The 21,178-nt window shown below is 41.6% G+C and carries 18 protein-coding genes; 9 read left to right on the top strand and 9 right to left on the bottom strand.

Translation table 11 applies throughout. The annotated features are described in order from the left end of the window. From DEO27_RS10295 to DEO27_RS10285, 3 genes are all read left to right on the top strand, one after another. Complete coding sequence (locus DEO27_RS10295; RefSeq protein WP_112566843.1) at window positions 1-879, top strand: ethanolamine ammonia-lyase reactivating factor EutA; 879 nt, start codon at window positions 1-3, stop codon at window positions 877-879. 173 nt (window positions 880-1,052) lie between these two features. Then, the gene (locus DEO27_RS10290; protein WP_190295369.1) at window positions 1,053-1,616 is read left to right on the top strand and encodes a UbiX family flavin prenyltransferase; all 564 of its coding nucleotides are present in this window, start codon (window positions 1,053-1,055) and stop codon (window positions 1,614-1,616) included. A 46-nt stretch (window positions 1,617-1,662) separates the two neighbouring features. Continuing rightward, window positions 1,663-2,160: a DUF6265 family protein gene (locus tag DEO27_RS10285; RefSeq protein WP_112566847.1), complete on the top strand. Its 498-nt coding sequence runs from the start codon at window positions 1,663-1,665 to the stop codon at window positions 2,158-2,160. Window positions 2,161-2,207: 47 nt separating this feature from the next. On the opposite strand, the gene DEO27_RS10280 is transcribed toward DEO27_RS10285, so the two are convergent. Then, window positions 2,208-3,707 (bottom strand): malate:quinone oxidoreductase, encoded by a 1,500-nt coding sequence (locus DEO27_RS10280; protein ID WP_112566850.1) that lies wholly within the window; start codon window positions 3,705-3,707, stop codon window positions 2,208-2,210. A gap of 303 nt (window positions 3,708-4,010) precedes the next feature. On the opposite strand from DEO27_RS10280, the gene DEO27_RS10275 reads away from it, so the two are divergent. Beyond that, window positions 4,011-4,541, top strand: coding sequence for a hypothetical protein (locus DEO27_RS10275; protein ID WP_112566853.1), 531 nt, complete (start codon window positions 4,011-4,013; stop codon window positions 4,539-4,541). 3 nt (window positions 4,542-4,544) lie between these two features. Here DEO27_RS10275 and DEO27_RS10270 read toward each other — a convergent pair whose 3' ends face one another. Then, window positions 4,545-8,840: a two-component regulator propeller domain-containing protein gene (locus tag DEO27_RS10270; RefSeq protein ID WP_112566856.1), complete on the bottom strand. Its 4,296-nt coding sequence runs from the start codon at window positions 8,838-8,840 to the stop codon at window positions 4,545-4,547. 174 nt (window positions 8,841-9,014) lie between these two features. On the opposite strand from DEO27_RS10270, the gene DEO27_RS10265 reads away from it, so the two are divergent. Beyond that, window positions 9,015-9,227 carry a VF530 family DNA-binding protein gene (locus DEO27_RS10265; protein WP_112566859.1) on the top strand — a complete coding sequence of 71 codons (213 nt, stop codon included), beginning with the start codon at window positions 9,015-9,017 and terminating at the stop codon, window positions 9,225-9,227. A gap of 72 nt (window positions 9,228-9,299) precedes the next feature. Here the strand turns inward: DEO27_RS10265 and DEO27_RS10260 are convergent, their stop codons facing one another. From DEO27_RS10260 to DEO27_RS10245, 4 genes are all read right to left on the bottom strand, one after another. Next, on the bottom strand, window positions 9,300-10,598 hold the full coding sequence (locus tag DEO27_RS10260) for a DEAD/DEAH box helicase (RefSeq protein WP_112566862.1): 1,299 nt from the start codon (window positions 10,596-10,598) through the stop codon (window positions 9,300-9,302). Window positions 10,599-10,680: 82 nt separating this feature from the next. Then, window positions 10,681-11,478 carry a tRNA pseudouridine synthase A gene (locus DEO27_RS10255; RefSeq protein WP_112566865.1) on the bottom strand — a complete coding sequence of 266 codons (798 nt, stop codon included), beginning with the start codon at window positions 11,476-11,478 and terminating at the stop codon, window positions 10,681-10,683. A 110-nt stretch (window positions 11,479-11,588) separates the two neighbouring features. Further along, window positions 11,589-11,813: a CDGSH iron-sulfur domain-containing protein gene (locus DEO27_RS10250; protein WP_090525766.1), complete on the bottom strand. Its 225-nt coding sequence runs from the start codon at window positions 11,811-11,813 to the stop codon at window positions 11,589-11,591. A gap of 99 nt (window positions 11,814-11,912) precedes the next feature. Continuing rightward, window positions 11,913-12,140, bottom strand: a complete 228-nt coding sequence (locus DEO27_RS10245; protein WP_112566869.1) for a hypothetical protein — start codon at window positions 12,138-12,140, stop codon at window positions 11,913-11,915. Between the two features lie 147 nt (window positions 12,141-12,287). Between DEO27_RS10245 and DEO27_RS10240 the strand changes: the two genes are divergently transcribed. The 4 genes from DEO27_RS10240 (at window position 12,288) to DEO27_RS10225 (ending at window position 17,435) form a co-directional block, all read left to right on the top strand. Beyond that, window positions 12,288-13,319 carry an aldo/keto reductase gene (locus tag DEO27_RS10240; protein WP_112566872.1) on the top strand — a complete coding sequence of 344 codons (1,032 nt, stop codon included), beginning with the start codon at window positions 12,288-12,290 and terminating at the stop codon, window positions 13,317-13,319. Window positions 13,320-13,503: 184 nt separating this feature from the next. After that, window positions 13,504-14,322 (top strand): peptidoglycan-binding domain-containing protein, encoded by an 819-nt coding sequence (locus tag DEO27_RS10235; RefSeq protein WP_112566875.1) that lies wholly within the window; start codon window positions 13,504-13,506, stop codon window positions 14,320-14,322. Between the two features lie 279 nt (window positions 14,323-14,601). Then, window positions 14,602-15,933, top strand: coding sequence for a Gfo/Idh/MocA family protein (locus tag DEO27_RS10230; RefSeq protein WP_112566878.1), 1,332 nt, complete (start codon window positions 14,602-14,604; stop codon window positions 15,931-15,933). 140 nt (window positions 15,934-16,073) lie between these two features. Then, window positions 16,074-17,435 carry a DUF1080 domain-containing protein gene (locus DEO27_RS10225; RefSeq protein ID WP_112575566.1) on the top strand — a complete coding sequence of 454 codons (1,362 nt, stop codon included), beginning with the start codon at window positions 16,074-16,076 and terminating at the stop codon, window positions 17,433-17,435. A gap of 144 nt (window positions 17,436-17,579) precedes the next feature. Here the strand turns inward: DEO27_RS10225 and DEO27_RS10220 are convergent, their stop codons facing one another. From DEO27_RS10220 to DEO27_RS10210, 3 genes are all read right to left on the bottom strand, one after another. Next, entirely contained in the window at window positions 17,580-18,608 is a 1,029-nt protein-coding gene (locus DEO27_RS10220) for a GntR family transcriptional regulator (protein ID WP_112575565.1), read from the bottom strand. A 120-nt stretch (window positions 18,609-18,728) separates the two neighbouring features. Further along, the gene (locus DEO27_RS10215; protein WP_317132982.1) at window positions 18,729-19,739 is read right to left on the bottom strand and encodes a cytochrome d ubiquinol oxidase subunit II; all 1,011 of its coding nucleotides are present in this window, start codon (window positions 19,737-19,739) and stop codon (window positions 18,729-18,731) included. A 2-nt stretch (window positions 19,740-19,741) separates the two neighbouring features. Continuing rightward, complete coding sequence (locus DEO27_RS10210) at window positions 19,742-21,058, bottom strand: cytochrome ubiquinol oxidase subunit I (protein ID WP_112575564.1); 1,317 nt, start codon at window positions 21,056-21,058, stop codon at window positions 19,742-19,744. Between the last annotated feature and the right edge of the window lie 120 nt (window positions 21,059-21,178).

Here is a 21,178-nt window from a genome sequence, read left to right as displayed (position 1 = left end):
TTGAGATACGCCGCCATTGATATAGGTTCAAACGCCGTGAGGCTGTTAATTGCCGACATAATTCAAAACACCGGATCGGTGTCATTCAAAAAAAATACCTTGATCCGCGTTCCGTTGCGTTTGGGAGATGATGCTTTTATACAACAACACATCTCGGAGAAAAAAACTACGGAACTTGTTAAATCAATGGTTGCTTTCCGCAACCTGATGGATGTATATAAGGTTACAGATTATCTGGCCTGCGCAACATCGGCTATGCGCGAAGCCAAAAATGGGGAAGAAGTTGTTAAATTGATCAAAGACGAAGCTAACATTGACATTGATATTATTCATGGATCAAAAGAAGCCAGCATCATTTATGCCAGCCACGCCGAGCAAAATATCGATAAAAGCAAAAACTATTTGTACATTGATGTAGGCGGCGGCAGCACCGAGCTTTCGTTGTTTTCGGCCGGGGAGCTTATTGTTTCCCGTTCATTTAACATTGGCACCATCCGCATTTTAGATAACCAGGATACCGAAGAAACCTGGAATGAAATGAAGGACTTTGTACGCGACAATACCCGTAACTTTAAACAATTGTCAGGTATCGGTACCGGCGGCAACATCAATAAGCTATTCAGATTGTCTGAAGAAAAAGAAGATATGCCCCTAACTTTTGCCAAACTGAGGTCTTTATATACCTACCTGAGTTCGTTTTCATTAAAAGACAGGATCAACGTACTCGGCCTTAACCAGGACAGGGCCGACGTTATTATCCCTGCATGTGAAATTTACCTTACCTTAATGAAGAATGCCAACATCAAAAATATCTACGTACCACGGGTAGGTTTAGTTGACGGAATCATTCAAACTTTAATAGAAAAAAATCTCCAATAAAGGGGTTAAAATTATTTTAAGAAATTGTTTAAAAATTAAAAAAGTGTTACTACATTTGTAGTGCCCTCTCAAGGGCATGTTTTTCATAGGTAGATGTAGGGTCGGGTACAAGTTATTCGACCCTTTTTTGTGCCCCTAACTTTTTGCGTGTTTGGGTTGTTGAAGGAGTAATTATGAAGAAAAAGATAGTTGTTGCAGTTACGGGTGCCAGTGGTTCAATATATGCCAGCCTGCTACTAAAAAAGCTAAATGAATTACGGCATCAAATAGCCGAAGTTGGTGTTGTAATGTCAGACAATGCCAAAGATGTCTGGAAATTCGAGCTTGATAACGAAGATTATACACAGCTCCCTTTTAAGTTTTATGCCAAAAATGACTTCATGGCTCCGTTTGCCTCAGGCTCGGCCAAGTTTGATACCATGGTAGTAGTGCCTTGTTCAATGGGAACACTCGGCCGGATAGCGGGAGGGATCTCCGATGATCTCATAACCCGTGCAGCGGATGTGGTCCTGAAAGAACGCCGCAAATTGATTCTCGTAGCGCGCGATACGCCGCTTAACCTTATCCATATACGCAACATGGCCACGGTTACTGAAGCGGGAGGGATCATCTGCCCGGCAATTCCTTCATATTACAGTAAGCCTCAAACCATCGAGGAACTGGCTATGACGGTAGTGAACCGGGTGATTGACCTGATCGGGTTAGAGAGCAAAAGCTACGAATGGAAGGGAATGTGAGCCTCCGCGATTATTGCAGGCGATGAATTATTGTTAAATTCATATTATGAACCTTAAATACATTTTTCCTGCAATCATTGGTTTTATTTTGATATCTGGTAACGGCTTCGCTCAGGTTAACAAAGCAAGCGTTAAGCAACTGGCCTTTATGGCCGGTACCTGGACACAAAAGCACGAATGGGGAGATATGGAGGAATTTTGGGGTGAGCCGATGGGAGAGAGCATGATAAGCAGCTTCAGGGTAGTTAAGGATGGCAAAGCAGTATTTTACGAGTTTGTGGTTGTTGAAGAACAAAACGGCGTACCCGTTTTTAAAATGCGGCATTTTAACCACGGCAGCATAGGATGGGAAGATAAAAATAAGCCGCTGTTATTTTACCTCACCAAAATTCAAAAAAACAAAGCAGAATTTGAGCTAAAAGATAAGTCGGTTCATATTACCTATCAACTAACTGCACCTGATAAGCTGGACGTAACGGTAACTGAAAAGGATAAAAAAGGAAAATGGCAAAAGGATGTTTTTAACTATATCCGAAAGAAATAGTTTCTTAATTATACCCTTCTGCCAACTAATATTTTGAAGGATAGCTATTAAACTAATCCCAACACTTTACTTGTTCTTGCCCTGGTTTCGTCGCTTAAAGCTTCATTATTAGCTAACGATTGTCCATAAGAAGGGATCATTTCTTTAAGCCTTTGCTGCCATGCATCGGTTTTGATATGATTTTTAAAGCAACGTTCAATAAGCTGGATCATGATAGGCACAGAGGTTGATGCGCCTGGCGAAGCACCTAATAAAGCTGAAATACTGCCATCGGCAGAAGTTACAACTTCAGTACCAAACTCAAGCACACCGGTATGTTTAGCATCCTTTTTAATAACCTGTACACGCTGACCGGCAATATCCAAGTCCCAATCTTCGGCTTTAGCTGTTGGCATATAATCTTTAAGCGCATTCAACCTGTCGGCAGGTGATTGCATTACCTGAGAGATAAGATATTTGGTTAGAGGCCAGTTATCGCGCCCTACAGCAAGCAGAGGTAGTATATTGTTTAGTTTAATAGATTTGAACAAGTCAAGCAACGAGCCTTTTTTAAGGAAGCGGGTCGAAAAACCAGCGTATGGCCCAAAAAGCAGCGCACGTTTACCGTCAATCATACGGGTATCCAGGTGAGGTACCGACATTGGCGGCGAACCTACAGATGCCTTACCATAAACCTTAGCTTCATGTTGTTTTACTATCTCAGGCTTATTACAAACCAGCCATTGGCCACTTACAGGGAAGCCGCCAAAACCTTTACTTTCTGCAATGCCCGATTTTTGCAGCAAGTGCAAAGCACCGCCGCCTGCACCAACAAAAACAAATTTGGCATTCAGCTTTCTTTTGTTACCGGTTGCTTTATCTTTTACGGTTACTTTCCATGTACCATCAGCATTGCGTTTAAGGTCTTTAACATCGTGGTTAAGACTTACATTTACGTCAGCTTTCTGTTTAAGTTCATCTATAAGCGCACTGGTAAGGCTACCAAAGTTTACATCCGTACCAATATCCATAAATGTTGCAGATACCTTTTCATCAACATCGCGGCCTTCCATAACCAGCGGGATCCATTTTTTGATCTGAGCTTTATCCTCAGAATATTCCATCCCTTTGAAAAAGTGATGTTTTACAAGGGCCTGTTGGCGTTTTTTCAGGTACTCAACATTTTCAGCTCCCCAAACAAAACTCATGTGAGGCACTTTGCGGATAAAATTTTGAGGATCTTTTATCAGGCCCTTCCCGATAAGATGGGCCCAAAACTCTTTGCTTGTTTCAAATTGCTCGGCAATTTTGATCGCTTTTTTTATTTCAACGCTACCGTCCGGAAGTTGTGGTGTATAATTCAATTCGCAAAAAGCGGAGTGACCGGTACCGGCATTGTTCATCGGGGCCGAACTTTCAGCCGCTATGACATCCAGGCGCTCAAAAATCTCAATCGTCAGATCGGGCTGCAGTTCTTTAAGCATTACACCCAGTGTCGCGCTCATAATACCTGCGCCAATTAAAACCACATCAACTGTTAAATTTGAACCTGTACCGTTATTAGTCATCTTAGTATTATAGCCTGCAAAGCCTGCAGTGTTATTTATTACAAGGTAAACCCCGTTTTTGAAAATTTGTTATGATGGTTTAAGTCCTGTCGGGCAACTAACCGACCGGGGCAAAATAAATCAGGCAATTTTAAGAATTTTTTATAGAAAAACTGTCCTTTAGTGCCCCAATTAATGCAATAAAATCTATGTTTAAATTGTTTAAACTTAATTTATAGATTCAAACCACATTTGGTATATCCAAACACATCAACACAAAACAGTTAAAATGATGTATATAAATAAAGTGCTAATTTATAAACCATGAATCTGTTTAAACCATGTATTTATTTTTGTGTTTTGGCCATGACAATATCGGCCTGTAAACAAAGCAAACCCAAGCCTGTATCAAATGATATTTCAAAAACAACAGTAACGGTAGCCGGTAAAAAAGACAGCGTCATCAACAACCCGCGTAAAAAATATGGAGCAGCAACTGTAGCCGAACCTTGTGTCAAGTGCCTGCTGGCAGTTATACAGGATAGTAAAAGCTATAAAGAAAATACAGAAGGCCTTTCGGCACAGAATATAAATTATACCATTAACTGGGTTAAGGCATCGGCCCCAGCATTAACGCCTGATACAAGCAACAAAACCAATGGCATAAGGATAGATGTCAAGAAAGATGAAAACGGAGAGGATACCCGTTTATGCTCGTATGTATATAACAACAGCAGCGGTACCATGTACCTGCTCAACAACCAAAACAAGTATGAGCACGAAATTTCAAGTATCACACCTGCTATCCTCAAAAAAATCCGGAATAGCTGTTACTGGGGCGTAGCCTCGCGATAATGCTTAAACGTATTTACCTTTTACGTTTTTCATCATTTTGTACGCCCCTTTTAATACATTAATAAGCGCGTCGGTTTTCATAGGCTTGGCAATGTAATCATCCATGCCTTCGCTTATGCACATATCGCGATCATCCGGACCGGCATTCGCGGTCATTGCAATGATGAAAGGTTGTTTGAAGGCATACTGCCTGATATGGCGGGTTGCCTCAAAGCCATCCATCTCTGGCATTTGTACGTCCATAAATATCACGTCGAAAGTTGGGTTAGCTTTTAATTTTTCAAGGGTATCATAACCATTATGTGCCAGTTCAAAATCATAGCCAAGCTTCTCCAGCATCCGGCTGATCAGTTTTTGGTTAACCGTGTTATCCTCGGCCACCAGGATACTAAGTGGATGTTCATTGGCAAAGTTGGCATCAAAAAGCTTATCCGGTTTGGTTTCTACAACCTGAACTTGTGTTTTACCCTGAAACTCGGCCTGCAAACTTTTACCTAATTGAGATTGCTTAACTGGCTTGGTTAAGATAGCAGAAAACAAACCGGGATATTTCTTCTTTGAACCATCGCCAATAGAACTCAGCATAATCACCGGCAAGTTTTTGTAATTATCTTTTATCTCTCTGGCCAGCCCAACGCCATCCATTTCCGGCATTTCCATATCGGTTATAACCAGGTTAAAGCCGTTGTTGGCACCTAAAATATCAAGTGCTTGCCTGCCGGATGCAGCAGCTACCGTTTGTATGCCCCATTGTTCAAGTTGGGTTTGCAGAATGAAGCGGTTGGTTTTATTATCATCAACAATAAGTACTTTTTTGCCTTCAAGTTCATCAGCATTAAAAACAATAGGGATTTGTTTCGATTGCTTTTTGCTTATTGCCGACTTAATGGTAAATACAAAAACAGAGCCTTCGCCAAAAACACTTTCAACCCAAATTTCGCCACCCATTAATTTTACCAGGCGCTCACTGATCACCAAACCCAAACCTGTACCGCCATATTTACGCGTAGTAGATGAATCAACCTGCGAAAACGCGTTAAATAACGTTATCAGTTTATCTTCAGGAATGCCAATACCAGTATCCATTACGCTAAATCCGATTTCAATTTCTTTATCACCAATATTTTTAGATAAAAAAACCTTGATAAATACCTCGCCGTGTTCCGTAAACTTGAGTGCGTTACCCGTCAGATTGGTTAATACCTGCTTCAACCTCAAACTATCGCCAATAATTTGCTGGGGGAGGGCTGGGTCAATCTGGTAAACCAGTTCCAGCTCACGCTTGGCAGCATTTTGCGAAAAAATGTCCATCACCTCTTCAATGCACTGGCGCAGATCGAAATCTTCCTGCTCCATTTCCATTTTTCCTGATTCAATTTTGGAGAAATCAAGGATGTCATTGATTACGTTTACCAAACTATCACCGCATGAAATGATGGTATCTGTATATTCACGCTGTTCGGTATTCAATTCGGTTTCGCCCAGCAGGGAAGCCATGCCAATAACGCCATTCATGGGCGTCCTGATTTCGTGGCTCATGGTAGCTAAAAATATACTTTTAGCCTGGTTGGCTTTATCGGCTTCCTCTCGGGCTTCGCGCTCCTGTTCCTTCTGCAGCTGCAATTCTTCTGACTGTGCCTGCAACTCTTCATTCAGGGCCTGTAACTCTTCCGATTGATTTTGAAGTTCAACATTCAGTGTCTGCAGGTTTTCAGACTGCGCTTTCAATTCTTCCGATTGCTGCATAACCTCGGCCGTACGTTCGGTAACCTGTTCTTCAAGCAGGTTCTTTTGTTCTATTATGGCTTTTACCCTAAGCCTGTGCCAGGTATAAACAACCACTATTGTAACTAAAACAAGCAAACTTATAAACCACCATGTAAGCCAGAAGGGTGGAAGAACAGTAACATTAAGGCTCACCTCCCTTAACGACCATTTACCATCTGCACTGCGACTTTTTACCCTGAACACATAATTACCTGCCGGCAAATTAGTGTAGGTTGCCGTGTTTTTATTCCCAACATAATTCCAGCCTTTATCAAATCCTTCAAGCTGATAAGCATATGACTCTTTATTGCTTAAACTGTAATCCATCGATACATACTCGAATGATATAACCGATTGATCGTGTGTTAATGTTATGGACTTGGTTTCCGCGATGTCTTGCTTTAAGGGCGACGGATCATCATTGTTTTGTGCTACATGGATAGATTTATTATAGATCTGAAAATCGGTAAGCACCAATGGAGGATCGTAAATACTGTTCCTTATTCCTGCCGGATCGAACATGTTAAACCCGTTAACGCCACCAAAATACATGATACCATCATGAGCTTTTACTGCAGAGTGAGGCTTAAACTCTTCTGCCTGTAAGCCATCGGCAATAGTGAAGTTTCTGAATTTATTGGTATTAGGATTATACCTTGAAATCCCCCTGTTGGTACTGATCCATAAATTACCGGCTGCGTCTTCTTCAATAGCATAAGTGTAGTCGTTTGGCAGGCCATCTTTTGCTTTAAAGTTTGTAACCTTACCGGTAACCGGGTTTAACTTGTAAATACCACTATAAGTGCAAATCCAGATATTACCCAAATGATCTTCAAAAAGATCAAGTGCCGTATTATTGCCAAGCGCGCTGTTCAGTTTTTCGTATTGTACCGGTTTAAATGAATTGGTGGTGGCATCATACAGGTTTACACCACCATCATTAGTACCTACCCAAAGGTTGCCTTTTGAATCGCCGAGCAATGAATTGATATTATCGCTACTGATGCTTTTAGGATTGCCGGTATCATGGCGGTAATGAATAAACTTGTTGGTTTTAGGATCAAACAGGTCAAGCCCAGTGCCAAGGGTACCAAACCATAGTTTTCCATCAAGGGTTTTAGCTATAGCGTAAATGTTGTTACCACTTATGCTTGTACTGTCATCCGGGTTGTGTTTAAACGATTTGAAAGTACGGGTCTGCGGGTTCATCATGCTTACCCCATCGCCCCAGGTACCTATCCACAGGTTGTTTTTAGCATCTTCCTGAATGGTTAAAACATAATCACCACATATGTTGCTATTACTTCTTTTATAATATTTAAACTCACCCTTTTCAGGGTTAAACAGATTTAAACCGCCACCGTCTGTGCCTACCCATATGTTGTTCTTTTTGTCTTCATATACACTCAGCACAAAATTGTTGGACAAGCTAATGGATTGCGCGCCATGTTGATAGTGAGTGAAGTTTTCACTTGTTTTTTTATAAAAGTTAAGCCCCGATGCAAAAGCGCCTATCCACATATTCCCGCTTTTATCTTTCAGGATCACGTCTACCGAGTTATTAGCGATACTGCTGTTATCTACATCATCTTCCTGGTGGTTATTGAATATATTGAGGGCGTAATTGAAAATATTCAGGCCGCCGTTTTCCGTGCCGATCCATAAATCATGATTACTATCTTCCGCAAGGCATTGTACACTATTATATGAAAGCGAATTCTTGTTGTTCGGATCGTTTTTATAATGGGTGAAAGTTTTGTCGGCCGGGTTAAACAGGTTAAGCCCGCCATCACTAACACCAACCCATAAACGGTGGCCGCTATCTTCTAAAATTGCATTAACCTTATTTGCCGAAAGGGATGAGGATTTATTCTCATCATGAACAAAACGCGTAAAATTATGGCTTTGCGGATTGTAAAGGTTCAGACCGCCATAAGTTGTGCCTACCCATAATTTATCCTGACTATCTACATATACAACCCGCACATTATTATCGCTTAAACTGCTGTTATCTGCTTCATTATAGCCGTAATGAGTAAATTTCTTTTGAGCGATGTTAAACTGATCAAGTCCTTCCTTTTGATTGCAGATCCACAGGTTGCCACTTTTATCAAGGGCTATCTTAACCAGGATGTCACTTGCAATTGAGTTTTTGTTATTGGGATTGTGACGGTAATGGACAAAACGATCAAGTTTGCGGTCGTACATATTTAAGCCGCCGCCGCTGGTGGAGATCCACAGATTTCCGTTTTTGTCTTCAACTATATCCTGAACAAAGCTGTTACTGATACTGTTATTGTCGCCAATAATATTCTTAAATATTTTGAATTTGTTACCGTCATAGCGGTTAAGGCCATCACGTGTACCTACCCATATAAAGCCGCGGCTATCCTGTATAATGCAATTAATGTTTAATTCGGAAAGCCCTTCGCGACTGCCAATATGTTGAAAATGAATAGGGCGGCTTTGTGAGAACACGCATAACGAAATAGCTTGCAACAACAAAACAAGGTAACACTTATAGCTATTCATTAAAATATTTTTGGGCAACTTGAAGAAGTGGTTTTAAACGTGCTTTATTAGCTGCATTAAATTAAACAAAATTTACCGTTTATTAAATATCAGCTAACATAATTTAGTAGTTAAACGACTTTGCTGCAAATTTTGTTATGGTATTTTACCGAAACAAACCTTTACTTTTGCCCCATGCAGCAACAGCCCAACAACCCTTTACATGGCAAAACACTTGAGATGATACTCAATGAACTGGTAGCTCATTTTGGCTGGAAAGAATTGGGTATACGGATCAGAATCAATTGCTTTAATGATAACCCGAGCGTAAAATCAAGCCTTAAGTTTTTGAGAAAAACCGATTGGGCGAGGAAGAAGGTGGAAGACTTGTATCTGGAGATAGTATGATATTACTAAAGTTAAGACTTACGAAGTTTTAAAAACTTCGTAAGTCTGGGCAGAACTTAAAGGTGGAGTTTCTTACCCGTGCTTTTTCTTCTTATTCATTTTAGCCTTGGTACTGGCGCTCAGGTTATATGTTTTGGCGTTTGATGCCTTTTTTTCGTGGAAAGCCTCACCAACACCTGCCGGTTTTTTATCTTCTTTTGCATCCGCTTTCTTCGACTTCGATTCGGTTACAATTACCAAGTCTTCAGGCAGCTCAGCTACCGGGATCTTATGTCCAATTAGCTGTTCAATCTTTTTTACCTGCCCCAACTCAATATCGGTAGCAAAGGTCATGGCCAGCGTTTCTTCCTCGCTATCAGGATCATGATTTACTATGCGACTAATAAACAACTCGTTATCTGCTGGCAAATCAAACTGAATCAGGAAAGGAATATCACTTAGATTAAGCTCTTCCTCGTTTTCGTTAGTAACGATCAGGATTCTCGTAGCCGGATCAGCTTTAAAATCTTCAATGTTTTTAAAGCCCTTCGTGTCGAAGAACTTTGGGTTTAAGTATGCTACACCTGTACGTAAGCGACTTTTAAGGCTTTGGAAAAGCTTTTCGGCGGTTGTTTGAGTATTCACAAACACAACGGTTTTTGTAAACAACTCTTCATCATACATAAACAAATTGAGCAGATTTAGCTTAGTGCCAAAGTTGGGCACATTGTATAAAAGCTGCTCGTGCGTTTCGATAACAGTATCACTTAGTTCGTCAACCTCAATTATAGCAGGATCTCTCATGAACGGATCAAGCATTTTTTCCAGTTTAGCGTGAATAACCTCGGTAAACACAAGGTGCTGTGCTTTATCAATACTGTTCGCAAGTTCAACAACGGGTAATTGTAAACCCTTTTTTACTATCTGGTCGGCATCATCAACTACCAGCAGGTCAACTTTATTTAAATTCAAAGCCAATTTGAGGTAAATGGCCCTTGCCCTGTCGGGGGTTGCCACAACAATATCGGCGCCATCAGCTAAGTCATCCATCTGGCTTTCAAAGCCGGGGGTAACATATAAACCAACTATGCGGATGGATTTATTTTTATTGAGACGGTCAAACTGTTCAATAACCGCAAATACGTTCTCTTTTTCAGGCACAAGTATCAACACACGCGGAACACCTTCCGGAGCATAGTTGAAGCGGTTTAAAACGCCTAACACATAGGTAGTGGTTTTTCCACTGCCTTCGGGGCCAATAGCTATAATGTCCTGCCCACCAATTATACGGTTGATGGTTTTTAGCTGCAACTCTTTAGGGTTTGTAAAACCTACTTCATTTACAGAACGTAACAGTTGCTTATTAAGCTTCAATTTATCAGACCACGCCATCAGGATACTTATTAAAAATTAAAATGAGGGTGCAAAAATACCAAATTACCGCGTCATATTTTTAAAAATCAGCAGATAAGCATTATAGGGGATACCAATCAGTACTGTTAAGTAATGAAAAAGCCGACCGCGGTTCGAGATCAAGATAGCGATAAGTTACTTTTGAAAGGTATAAGCCTTGAGGATGGGCGGGGATAATGATTTTGGGTGTTTGTTTGTTGGCAAGATAAAATTCAAATTCATCTGTACTCATCTTCCCCTGGCCAATTTCAAGCAAGCGCCCTACAGTAATTCTGATCATCTTGTACAAAAAACGATTGGCGGTAATATTAAACCTTAATTTACTGCCATTGCCATCAATATAAAGCCCGGCAGATTTCACGTGACAAATAGTATGCTCTATTTTATCGGGCGTTTTACATAGGGCGCGGTAATCATTATAATTTGGCAGAATAGATACAGTCTTTTTCATGGCATCCAGATCAAGGTCCTGATCGGGATAGTGCGAGCTGAAACGGCTCAGGAACGGATCTTTATAATTATGGATGAAATAATCATATGATCGGATCACACCATCAAAACGGGCATGCGGATCGCCCTGCATCGGGATAATATCAAATACGGCGATATCATCAGGAAGCAGTTTATTTAGGCGAAACAACAGGTCGAAGTCTAAATTATCATCGATATCGGCATGAAAAAAATACTGACTTGCATGTACTTTCGCATCGGTACGGCCACAACCATTAATGGCTACGGGGTGTTTCAGGATTTTTTCGAGGGCTGTTTCAATTACCTCCTGTACAGTAATTGCTTTTGAAAGCTTCTGCCAGCCCGAATACCTTGCACCATGATAACCGATATGAAAAAAGTAACGCATTATTATTTATAAGTATAGTTTTCAAAAATGCAGATTATTTTAAGAACACCGCATAAAACAAAAGCCCAATGTAGTTAAACACCGGGCTTTATGTATATAAAAACAATTGTTTATACTTTTTTAGGCGGAAGATCAAATGCAATGGCATTATGCTCAAAATGGCCTTTGTGAGAGCCATCACAGAATGGTTTATTTGCAGATAACCCGCAACGGCAGATAGATACCACTGTACGGCCTTGCAAACCGTAAGCATTACCTTGCATGTCCACAATTTCAAAATCGCCCTCTATTTTAACCGAACCGTTATTATTAATGGTAAGTTTAGTTTTCTCCATGTCTTAAATTTTGCGCAAAGTTAAAATATGGCATCAGCCTCAACGGGTTTATTTGTTATTTAGAAGTGTTCCTGATTGGATAAAACAGGGGAAGATATTCTAATTAAAAGATTGGTTAAACGCAACCAAAACCTGTAAGAAAACATCCCTGTCGAGTGCGAAAGAAGCAGGGTGTTCAGGTTTTACAGGTTTGCCGTTTTTTATTTTGAGTGGAAACAGGGCGATAAAATCGCGAATAGTAATTTCATACCTCAGCATAGGGTCATGACGGTGGATCTCTTCCAGCCTCATTTCAAAAAGGGAAACGCTCAGCGGGTCTGCAATCATATATCAAAACTAATGTTTGTTTATCTCAACGCGGTAGAACATCAACCATAAATGACAAACTTATGATATGTAAAAATGCCTTCAGCAATCGATTCCGCATAAATTTGTGAAACAGGCTACCGCCTTTTACATCATAAAATATACACTATGGAATACAGACAATTAGGAGCATCCGGGCTGCGGGTACCTATCTTAAGTTTCGGCACGGCCACATTTGGCGGCGGCAACGAGTTTTTCAAAGCCTGGGGCAACACCCAGGTTGATGAGGCAAAAAAGCTGATTAATATATGCCTTGATGCAGGAGTTAACTTATTTGATACGGCTAACGTTTACTCGCAAGGTACCTCTGAAGAAATTTTGGGAAAAGCCTTGGAAGGCATTCGTAACGAGGTGTTAATTTCCACCAAGGCTACATTTACCATGGGGCAGGGTGTTAATGACTTCGGTTCATCCCGCTACCACCTGATCAAATCGGCAGAAGATAGTCTTCGTCGTTTAAATACCGACAGGATAGACATTTACCACATGCACGGTTTTGATGCCAATACACCTGTTGAAGAAACATTAAGAGCGCTTGATGACCTGGTAACCAGCGGCAAAGTACGCTACATTGCCTGCTCTAATTTTTCGGGCTGGCATTTGATGAAATCACTTTCGGTGTCTGAAAGATATGGATGGAGCCGTTACGTAGCCCACCAGGCATATTACTCACTGCTTAACCGCGAATTTGAATGGGAACTGATGCCATTAGGGATCGATCAAAAGGTAAGCACCATTGTATGGAGCCCGCTATCATCAGGCCAACTAAGCGGTAAATTCAGGAGAGGAGCGCCAATTCCGGAAAGTTCCAGAACGGTTCAGGGCGGCGCGCATGGCCCGGCTACAAACTTTGATCATTTATATAACATTGTTGACGCGCTTGATGAAGTTGCCGAAGAAACCGGTAAATCTGTAGCACAGGTGGCGCTGAACTGGTTATTACAGAGGCCAACAGTGGCTAACCTGGTAATTGGTGCACGTAACGAAGAACAACTTAAGCAAAACCTTGGTGCTATAGGGTGGAATTTAACCCTCGATCAGGTAAAAAAACTGGATGCCGCCAGCGAAGTTGATCCGATATATCCGTACTGGCACCAGCGCCAAAATTTAAAACTGGTTCCGTTGCCGATACAATATTAAGTACCGAACATAGGTTTTATAACCTTGATTTAAAAAAGCTTACGTAAAACTACGTAAGCTTTTTGCGTTAAATACGTATCACTACGCTGGTTAAATTGCATGTATTGGTTTAATTTCAACCCGTCGAGTAATAAAACATTCGTTTTATATCATCTAAACTTATCGTAATTAAACCCTGCAACCTATGATCAAAAAACAGTACCTTAAAGAAACAGCTATAGCCGCGACCCAACAAAAGGGCAGCGCCTCAAACAATCAGAAAGAAGTAGCTAAAATTCAAAGTTGGCTTAACTTGTATGCTGTTACCAATCCTGCAGCAGGAACGGCAACAGGAATAGACAGTAGCTTTGGCCCGGGAACAGAGACGGCAGTTAAAAATTTCCAGAAAGCAAAAGGTCTTCCGCAAACAGGCATCGTTGACAGTGGCGTTTTCGCAGCCTTATGCCAACCTATGGTAAATGCTTTCAAGAGCCCTGTTGCCGGTACCGGATTAAGAGAATTGATTGTAAATACAGCAATGCAGCACCTGGCCAATGCTCCGTTTGAACTTGTAATTAAAGGCCAGAGCAACAGCGGCCCATGGGTGAGGGCATATATGGATAATAACGAGGGTACCGAATGGTTTTGGTGTATGGGCTTTGTACAAACTATTATTGATCAGGCCGCAAGTCAGCTTGGAAAAGATTTCCGCACGCTGATGCCACTTACCTACAGTTGTGATACTGTAGGAACTACCGGCATTAGCAAAGGCTTATTAAGCCGTGTTGCAACAGTAAGGGCCAACCCTTCTATCGTTAAGCCCGGCGACATCTTCCTGGTTCAAAAAACGCCTAACGATTGGTTTCATACCGGGCTTATTACTGCTGTACACGGCGATTTGTTTGATACCATTGAAGGAAATACAAACACCGACGGAAGCAGCAACGGAAATGGCGTATATAAAAGGGTACGTAACTTCCAAACCTCAAAACTGGATGTATTTTCAATACAGCCACTTGTATAACGCCTATCCTGCAATTAATACCCCCTTGAGCCCCTTCGCCGGGGCTTTCTGTTTTTTTGGAGCTTAACGCTAATTGAACGACTATACTAATCATTCAATGCTTTAATACAGGCTTTCGGCCTTAAGCCTTCCGCTTTAAGCTCTATTAAGTAACAGTTAAATTACAATTGCTTCATAAAAAAATTGCCCGATAGCTTTAGCCCTTTATAAATCTTAGCTAATTTGCGGCGCCGCCCGCCGGGGTACGCATATTAAAACCCAATTAACCTGTTTTGAAAAATGATTAACCGTAGAAAGTTTATTCAATCAACCGCCGTTGCGGGTACAAGTTTTCTGCTTGCGCCTCAACTATCAAAAGCTGCCGGATTTTTTAAGGGATCGCCCAATGAAAAAGTAGTATTAGGCATGATGGGTACCAATAGCCGTGGCCTGTACCTTGCCCAAAGCTTTGCCAAACTGCCTAATGTGGAGATTGGATATATCTGCGATGTGGACTCAAATGTAGTTGCTAAAACGATTGACGCGATCTACAAGCAAACAGGAAAAAAACCGCAGGGTTTAACCGATATCCGCAAAATGCTGGAGATAAAGGATATTGACGCGGTTGTAGTAGCTCCTCCTGATCATTGGCACGCCCCCGCGACTATCATGGCCTGCCAGGCGGGTAAACACGTATACGTAGAAAAACCATGCAGCCACAACCCGCACGAAGGGGAAATGGCCGTAGAAGCTGCAAATAAGTACAAACGCCTGGTTCAAATGGGTAGCCAGCGCCGTTCATTTTCTAACGTGCAGGCTATGGTAAAGGAATTGCATGACGGTGTAATCGGTCGTACTTATTATGCTAAAGGCTGGTATACCAATCATCGCGCAAGCATTGGCAAAGGCAAACAGGTACCTGTACCTGCCAACTTAAATTATGATTTATGGCAGGGCCCGGCACCAAGAAAGCCTTATCAGGATAACCTGATCCACTATAACTGGCACTGGTTCTGGAACTGGGGCACAGGCGAGGCTTTAAACAATGGCACGCATGAACTGGATGTAATTAGATGGGGATTGGGTGTTGATTATCCTAACAAAGTGGTATCAACCGGTGGGCGCTTCCATTTTGATGACGACTGGCAAACTCCCGATACGCAAAATATCCTTTATAACTTCCCTAATAACACTGCTGCAGAATGGGAATGCCGTAGTTGCAATGGTTTCGAAATTGAAAAATTAAGCAGGGGAGTTGTGTTTTATGGTGATAAAGGAACCTTGTTTTATGACAGTGGTAACAGCTACCGGGTTTATAATGGCGACAACAAACTGGTAAAAGAAATTAAAGACGATACTAAAGTTGACGGCACCAACAAAGTAAGCCCTACAGAAGCGTTGGACGGCTTCCACATGAAAAACTTTGCCGATTCGATTCGCGGAACTGATAAATTAAACTGCCCGATAGAAGTTGGCTTCAAATCAACACTGTTACCGCAATTAGGCAATATCTCATATCGCGTTGACCGGGTGCTGCACATTGATCCGAATAATGGTCATATCATTAATGATCCCCAGGCACAAAAGCTTTGGAGTCGTGAGTATGAAAAGGGTTGGGAGGTAAAGGTATAATGCCTGTTTTTTTATGTCATTGCGAGGAGGAACGACGAAGCAATCTCGTAATTATACATGTCGAAAAGACATTGGCTACGAGGTTGCCACGCTATCGCTCGCAATGACATTTATTTATGAATAATTAGAAAATATCAATCATGAAAAAAATAATCTACCCTGCAATTATGCTATTAGCGTCGGCGGCATTAAGTCCGGCAAGTGCGCAAACCAAGTTATTTGATGGTAAAACGCTCAAAGGCTGGAAACAACTTGCCGGCTCTGCCGACTATAAAGTAGAAGACGGGGCCATAGTTGGTACCACCGTGCTTAACTCTGGTAATTCATTCTTAGTTACCGAAAAAGAGTATGGTAACTTCATACTGGAACTGGACGCTAAAATCGAAAGCGAACTGAGCAATTCGGGCGTGCAAACCCGCAGCCATTACGATCCGGAAGGCAATAAAGGTAAAGGCAAAGTGTATGGCAGGCAATTTGAAATTGACCCATCATCACGCAAATGGACCGGCGGTATCTATGATGAGGGTAGGAGAGATTGGCTGTATCCGCTTGATCTAAACCCAAAAGCTAAAGACGCGTTTAAAGTTGGCGAATACAATCACATCAAAATTGAATGCATTGGCAATGAAATGAAAACGTGGGTAAATGGCGTACCTGCCGGCGATGTGGTTGATACTGTTGACAGCAAAGGCTTTATCGCCTTACAGGTACACGCTGTTAGTGAAGAAAAACAAGCCGGCAAAAAAGTGTATTTCAAAAACATTAACCTGAAAACCACCAATTTAAAAGCCACACCATTTCCAAAGGATGTATATGTAGTTAACCTTACGCCCAACAGCATAACAACTGCCGAAAAAGCAAACGGCTGGAAACTATTGTATGATGGCAAAACCAATACAGGCTGGCATGGTGCAACCCTTAAAGCGTTCCCTGAAAAAGGCTGGGAATATGCAAATGGCACCATGCATGTGTTACCGTCTGCCGGTCAGGAAGAATCAGGTGGAGGCGATATCGTTACTAATGATAATTACAGCGCTTTCGACCTGTCGTTTGAATTTAAGCTTACACCAGGCGCCAACAGCGGTGTTAAATATTTTGTTACCCTGTCTGAAGTTACCAAAGGTTCGGCAATCGGCCTGGAATACCAGGTGCTTGATGATAAACTGCACCCTGATGCCAAACTTGGCCGTGATGGCGACCGTACTTTAGCATCGCTATATGACCTCATCAAAGCTAATAAACAAGAACGTTTTGTACACCCAATAGGAGCGTGGAATACTGGCCGCGTGGTGGTATATCCTAACAATCACGTTGAGCATTATCTAAACGGTGTTAAAGTATTGGAATATGAGCGTGGTTCAAAAGCTTTCCGCGATTTGGTAGCTATCAGTAAATACACGATCTGGAAAAACTTCGGTGAAGCTCCTTCCGGCCATTTATTGTTACAGGACCATGGCAACGAAGTGTTTTTCAGAAGCATAAAAGTTAGGGAACTGAAGTAAGAGCCTAAAGCAGAAAAGCATTAATAAGTGCGTCATTGCGAGGCACGAAGCAATCCCCGATTAGCAGAGCAGCTATAAAAGTTGACCCTGTGCAGTTTGGGATTGCTTCGTGCCTCGCAATGACGTTTTTCATTAATAGGGCGCTTACAACGAGCTCCTTAACCTCACCGTAAACGGCACAGCAAAATGCTCATGGCAATTGTTCAGCGCAAACTCGGCCGCTTTGCTGCCCATCAATTTAAAATCGGTTGAAATGGTGGTGATACCATCAAGAATAATTTCCTTAAGTGCGGTTTCGTTGTAAGAGATCACACCTACATCCTTGGCTACTTTTAAATCGGAGGCGAGGATCTTTTTGATGAGTTCAACGAGGTCGTCTTCTGTAAGACTGATGTATACCGTGTTTTTCTGAATAGACTCGGTGGATAGCGTTTCAACTATATCATATTCAAAAGCGTATTGTCGACAAAAATTCAGGAAACCTTTCATGATCTCTTTAGAATGATAGGTTTTACCGGGGAAGATAAGTTTGAGCGTATGGTATTTGCTCAGGCTTTCCAGCATGCTTTTCAGTGCCTCGTAAACATCTGTAGCAAAGTTTTCATAAATAGCCGCGAATTTGCCGCTTACTCCAGGCACCATGTTATCCAGTAAGATCAATTTATCCTTAGGGATAGTGTTAATGATCTCATGGGCTTTGGTTTCATTATCCAGGAAATGCGGAATAACGATGTATTTGGCATAGTCACTCTGGATACTTTCGGTAATGATCTTTTTGAAAAAATAGAAATCGTTATTGTAGATATAAAAATCTATGGCTGCCTGTTCGCCTATAGTAGCAACAAAGGCATCATAGATGATTTTCTTGTGCGCACTAAGCTTATTGAATAGCAGAAATATTTTAAGCGGCTTCTGAAAATCGGTATTCGATATAAAAAACCCTTTACCAGGTACTGAGCTTACAATTCCTTTCTCTTTCAATTCCTTGTAAACACGTTCAATAGTATTGCGTGAAGTATCCAGCGCATAACTCAAATCATTGATAGACGGAAGCATATCATCCTTCACAATCTGCCCGCTTTCAATAGCCCTGATAATGGCATTAGATAGTTGCAGGTACTTAGGCGTAATCGAATACTCGTCTATTGATAAGATCTTTAAATAATTCTTCACAACACAAATGTAATATTTGACAGCACATCTTTATCAATCAGAACCCTGATTCTCCTGATTTCACGATTCACTTGATTTAAGGTATAACATCATGAAATCCTGAAATCAAGTAAATCATGGTTAAGCCTTCTTCTTAAACGCATAATATAAATACCCCAGAGCCGGCAATATAAACAAACTACCAACCAGCAGGCCAATCCCCAGATCATCAATACTATTGCTGTTAGCATGCTCTGTAAGCAACGACATCGAACTGCCATCTTTAAAAATAACAAACCTTGGGAAGCGCGAGAAACCAACCGATATCAGGATCATACAAACCTGGAATGCAGCCAACACCCTGATCCATTGCCTGTTTTTCCGATGCGATATGATCAGATAAAGCACTACCAATGAAATAGTTGCTGCTATTACCGCAACTAAACTTACCGGGTTGCCAAAAATCCAGTTGGCCAGATGAACACGCTCGAAATGAGAAGCTAAGAATACCAGCGCGCCGCAAATCACAGCAGCAATGTTCATAATTTTCGCTTTACGGATGTAACGCTTAATTTCGTCTATATCTTCCGTTTCACCAACTATATAAATAGCAGCAAGGAAGCCGCAAAGTGCAACCGTAAAGAAGCCAACTGATACCGAAAACCAATTAAACCAGCTAAAAATGTAAGCATGGGCAAAATCTGTAGCTTTAGGATCAATCTGTCCGGATAGCGCACTCCCTGCAATAATGCCTAAAAATAAAGGGGTAACAAAGCTTGAATAAACAAATATGTGCGTATAAAATGCCTGTGTTTTTTCGTCCTTAACAGCATCATAATTCCGGAACGAAAATGCGGTACCTCGGGCTATTACACCAAGCAGCATGATTAACAAAGGAATGTGCAGGTAAATACACATTTCGCTATAAATTACAGGAAAACCCACAAACAGCACCACCACGGTAATAATAAGCCACATGTGATTGGCCTCCCAAATAGGGCCGATGGCCTGGTACATGATTTTACGGGTACGGTGTTTATTGTCAGTTGATGTAAAAAGCTCAATTATACCCGCGCCGAAATCAGCCCCGCCCAATAAAAAGTAAAGGGTAATGGCCGCGAACAGGAAAAGGATTACAATATAAAGCATCATGGTCAGGCGGTTTTACGGTCATACAATTCTGGCACCATCTGGATCTGCCTTTTTAATAAAAATATAACAGCCACGCTCAGCGTAAAATAAATAAAGCTGAACAGGTAAAACGAATACTGGATTCCAGGCATAGGTGTAACCGCTTCGCTGGTTCGCATAACACCCTGTATGATCCAGGGCTGGCGACCAACTTCGGTCACCGTCCAACCGGCTTCAAGAGCGATAAAACCAAGCGGGGTTGCCCAGATGAACGTTTTCAGGAACCAGGATTTAGAAAGCAGATCTTTCTTCTTCCAGAGCTCATAAAAGTAGATGATCCCTATCAGCATCATCAAAACACCTATACCTACCATAATTTGAAAAGCGTAATGGGTAACAGCTACCGGGGGCTGATTTTTCACCGGAATTTTATCCAAACCATTTACAGGCGTTTTGAAATTATCATGGACCAAAAAGCTTAACAAGCCCGGGATTTCTATGCCGTAATTAACTTTTTTTGCCGCTGTATCTGGTATACCACCTATAACGAGCGGTGCATATTCCTGGGTATGAAAATAAGCTTCCATTGCGGCCAGTTTTGCAGGTTGCCGTTTAGCTGCGTTTTTAGCCGACAGGTCGCCACTGAACGGTTGTAAAATGGCAGCAGCAGCGCCAAAAATGATAGCGATTTTAAAAGCCTTGGTATGGAAAAGCACATTCTGTTTGCGGTAGATCATGAGCGCATGAATGCCAGCCACAGCAAAACCCGTAGCTGAAAAAGCCGCTATGATCATATGCAGCGATTCTGAAAACCAAGCCTTGTTGAACATGGCTTTTACAGGATCAATATTAATATATTGCCCGTTCACAAAGTCGAAACCGGAGGGGCTGTTCATCCATGAATTGGCAGCTACTACTAAGATGCCCGATGCGACACCACTTACACCTACGATGATCCCGGCTGTCCAATGTACCCAGTTGTTTAGTCGGTTCCAGCCATACAGGAACAAGCCCAGCGCTATTGCCTCAATAAAAAAGGCTACTCCTTCAAGGGAGAATGGCATCCCGAAGATAGGCCCGGCATGCTTCATAAAACCAGGCCAAAGCAACCCGAGTTCAAATGAAAGCATCGTGCCGGATACGGCGCCGGTCGCGAAAAATATAGCCACGCCCTTGCTCCAGGCAACAGTAATATTTTTATAGACGGGATCCTGCGTTTTTATCCATTTAAAGTGGGATATAGCCATAAAAACAGGCATCACCATACCGATACAGGAATATATGATATGAAACCCTAACGATAAGGCCATTTGGGATCTGGCCGCTAAAAAATCATCCATACGTATTATAATTAAATAATGGCTGAAATTAAAGCTTAATGTAACAAATATGTAACTAAATGCTTATCGATATTGAATTTAAAATGAAAATACCAATCCAAAGAAATTGGATTAATGGGG

The organism is Mucilaginibacter rubeus, assembly GCF_003286415.2.
In the GTDB taxonomy this organism is placed as follows: Bacteria; Bacteroidota; Bacteroidia; order Sphingobacteriales; family Sphingobacteriaceae; genus Mucilaginibacter; species Mucilaginibacter rubeus_A.
Note: the sequence above shows the minus strand (reverse complement) of the source record. Positions and strands in the feature narration are given on the sequence as shown.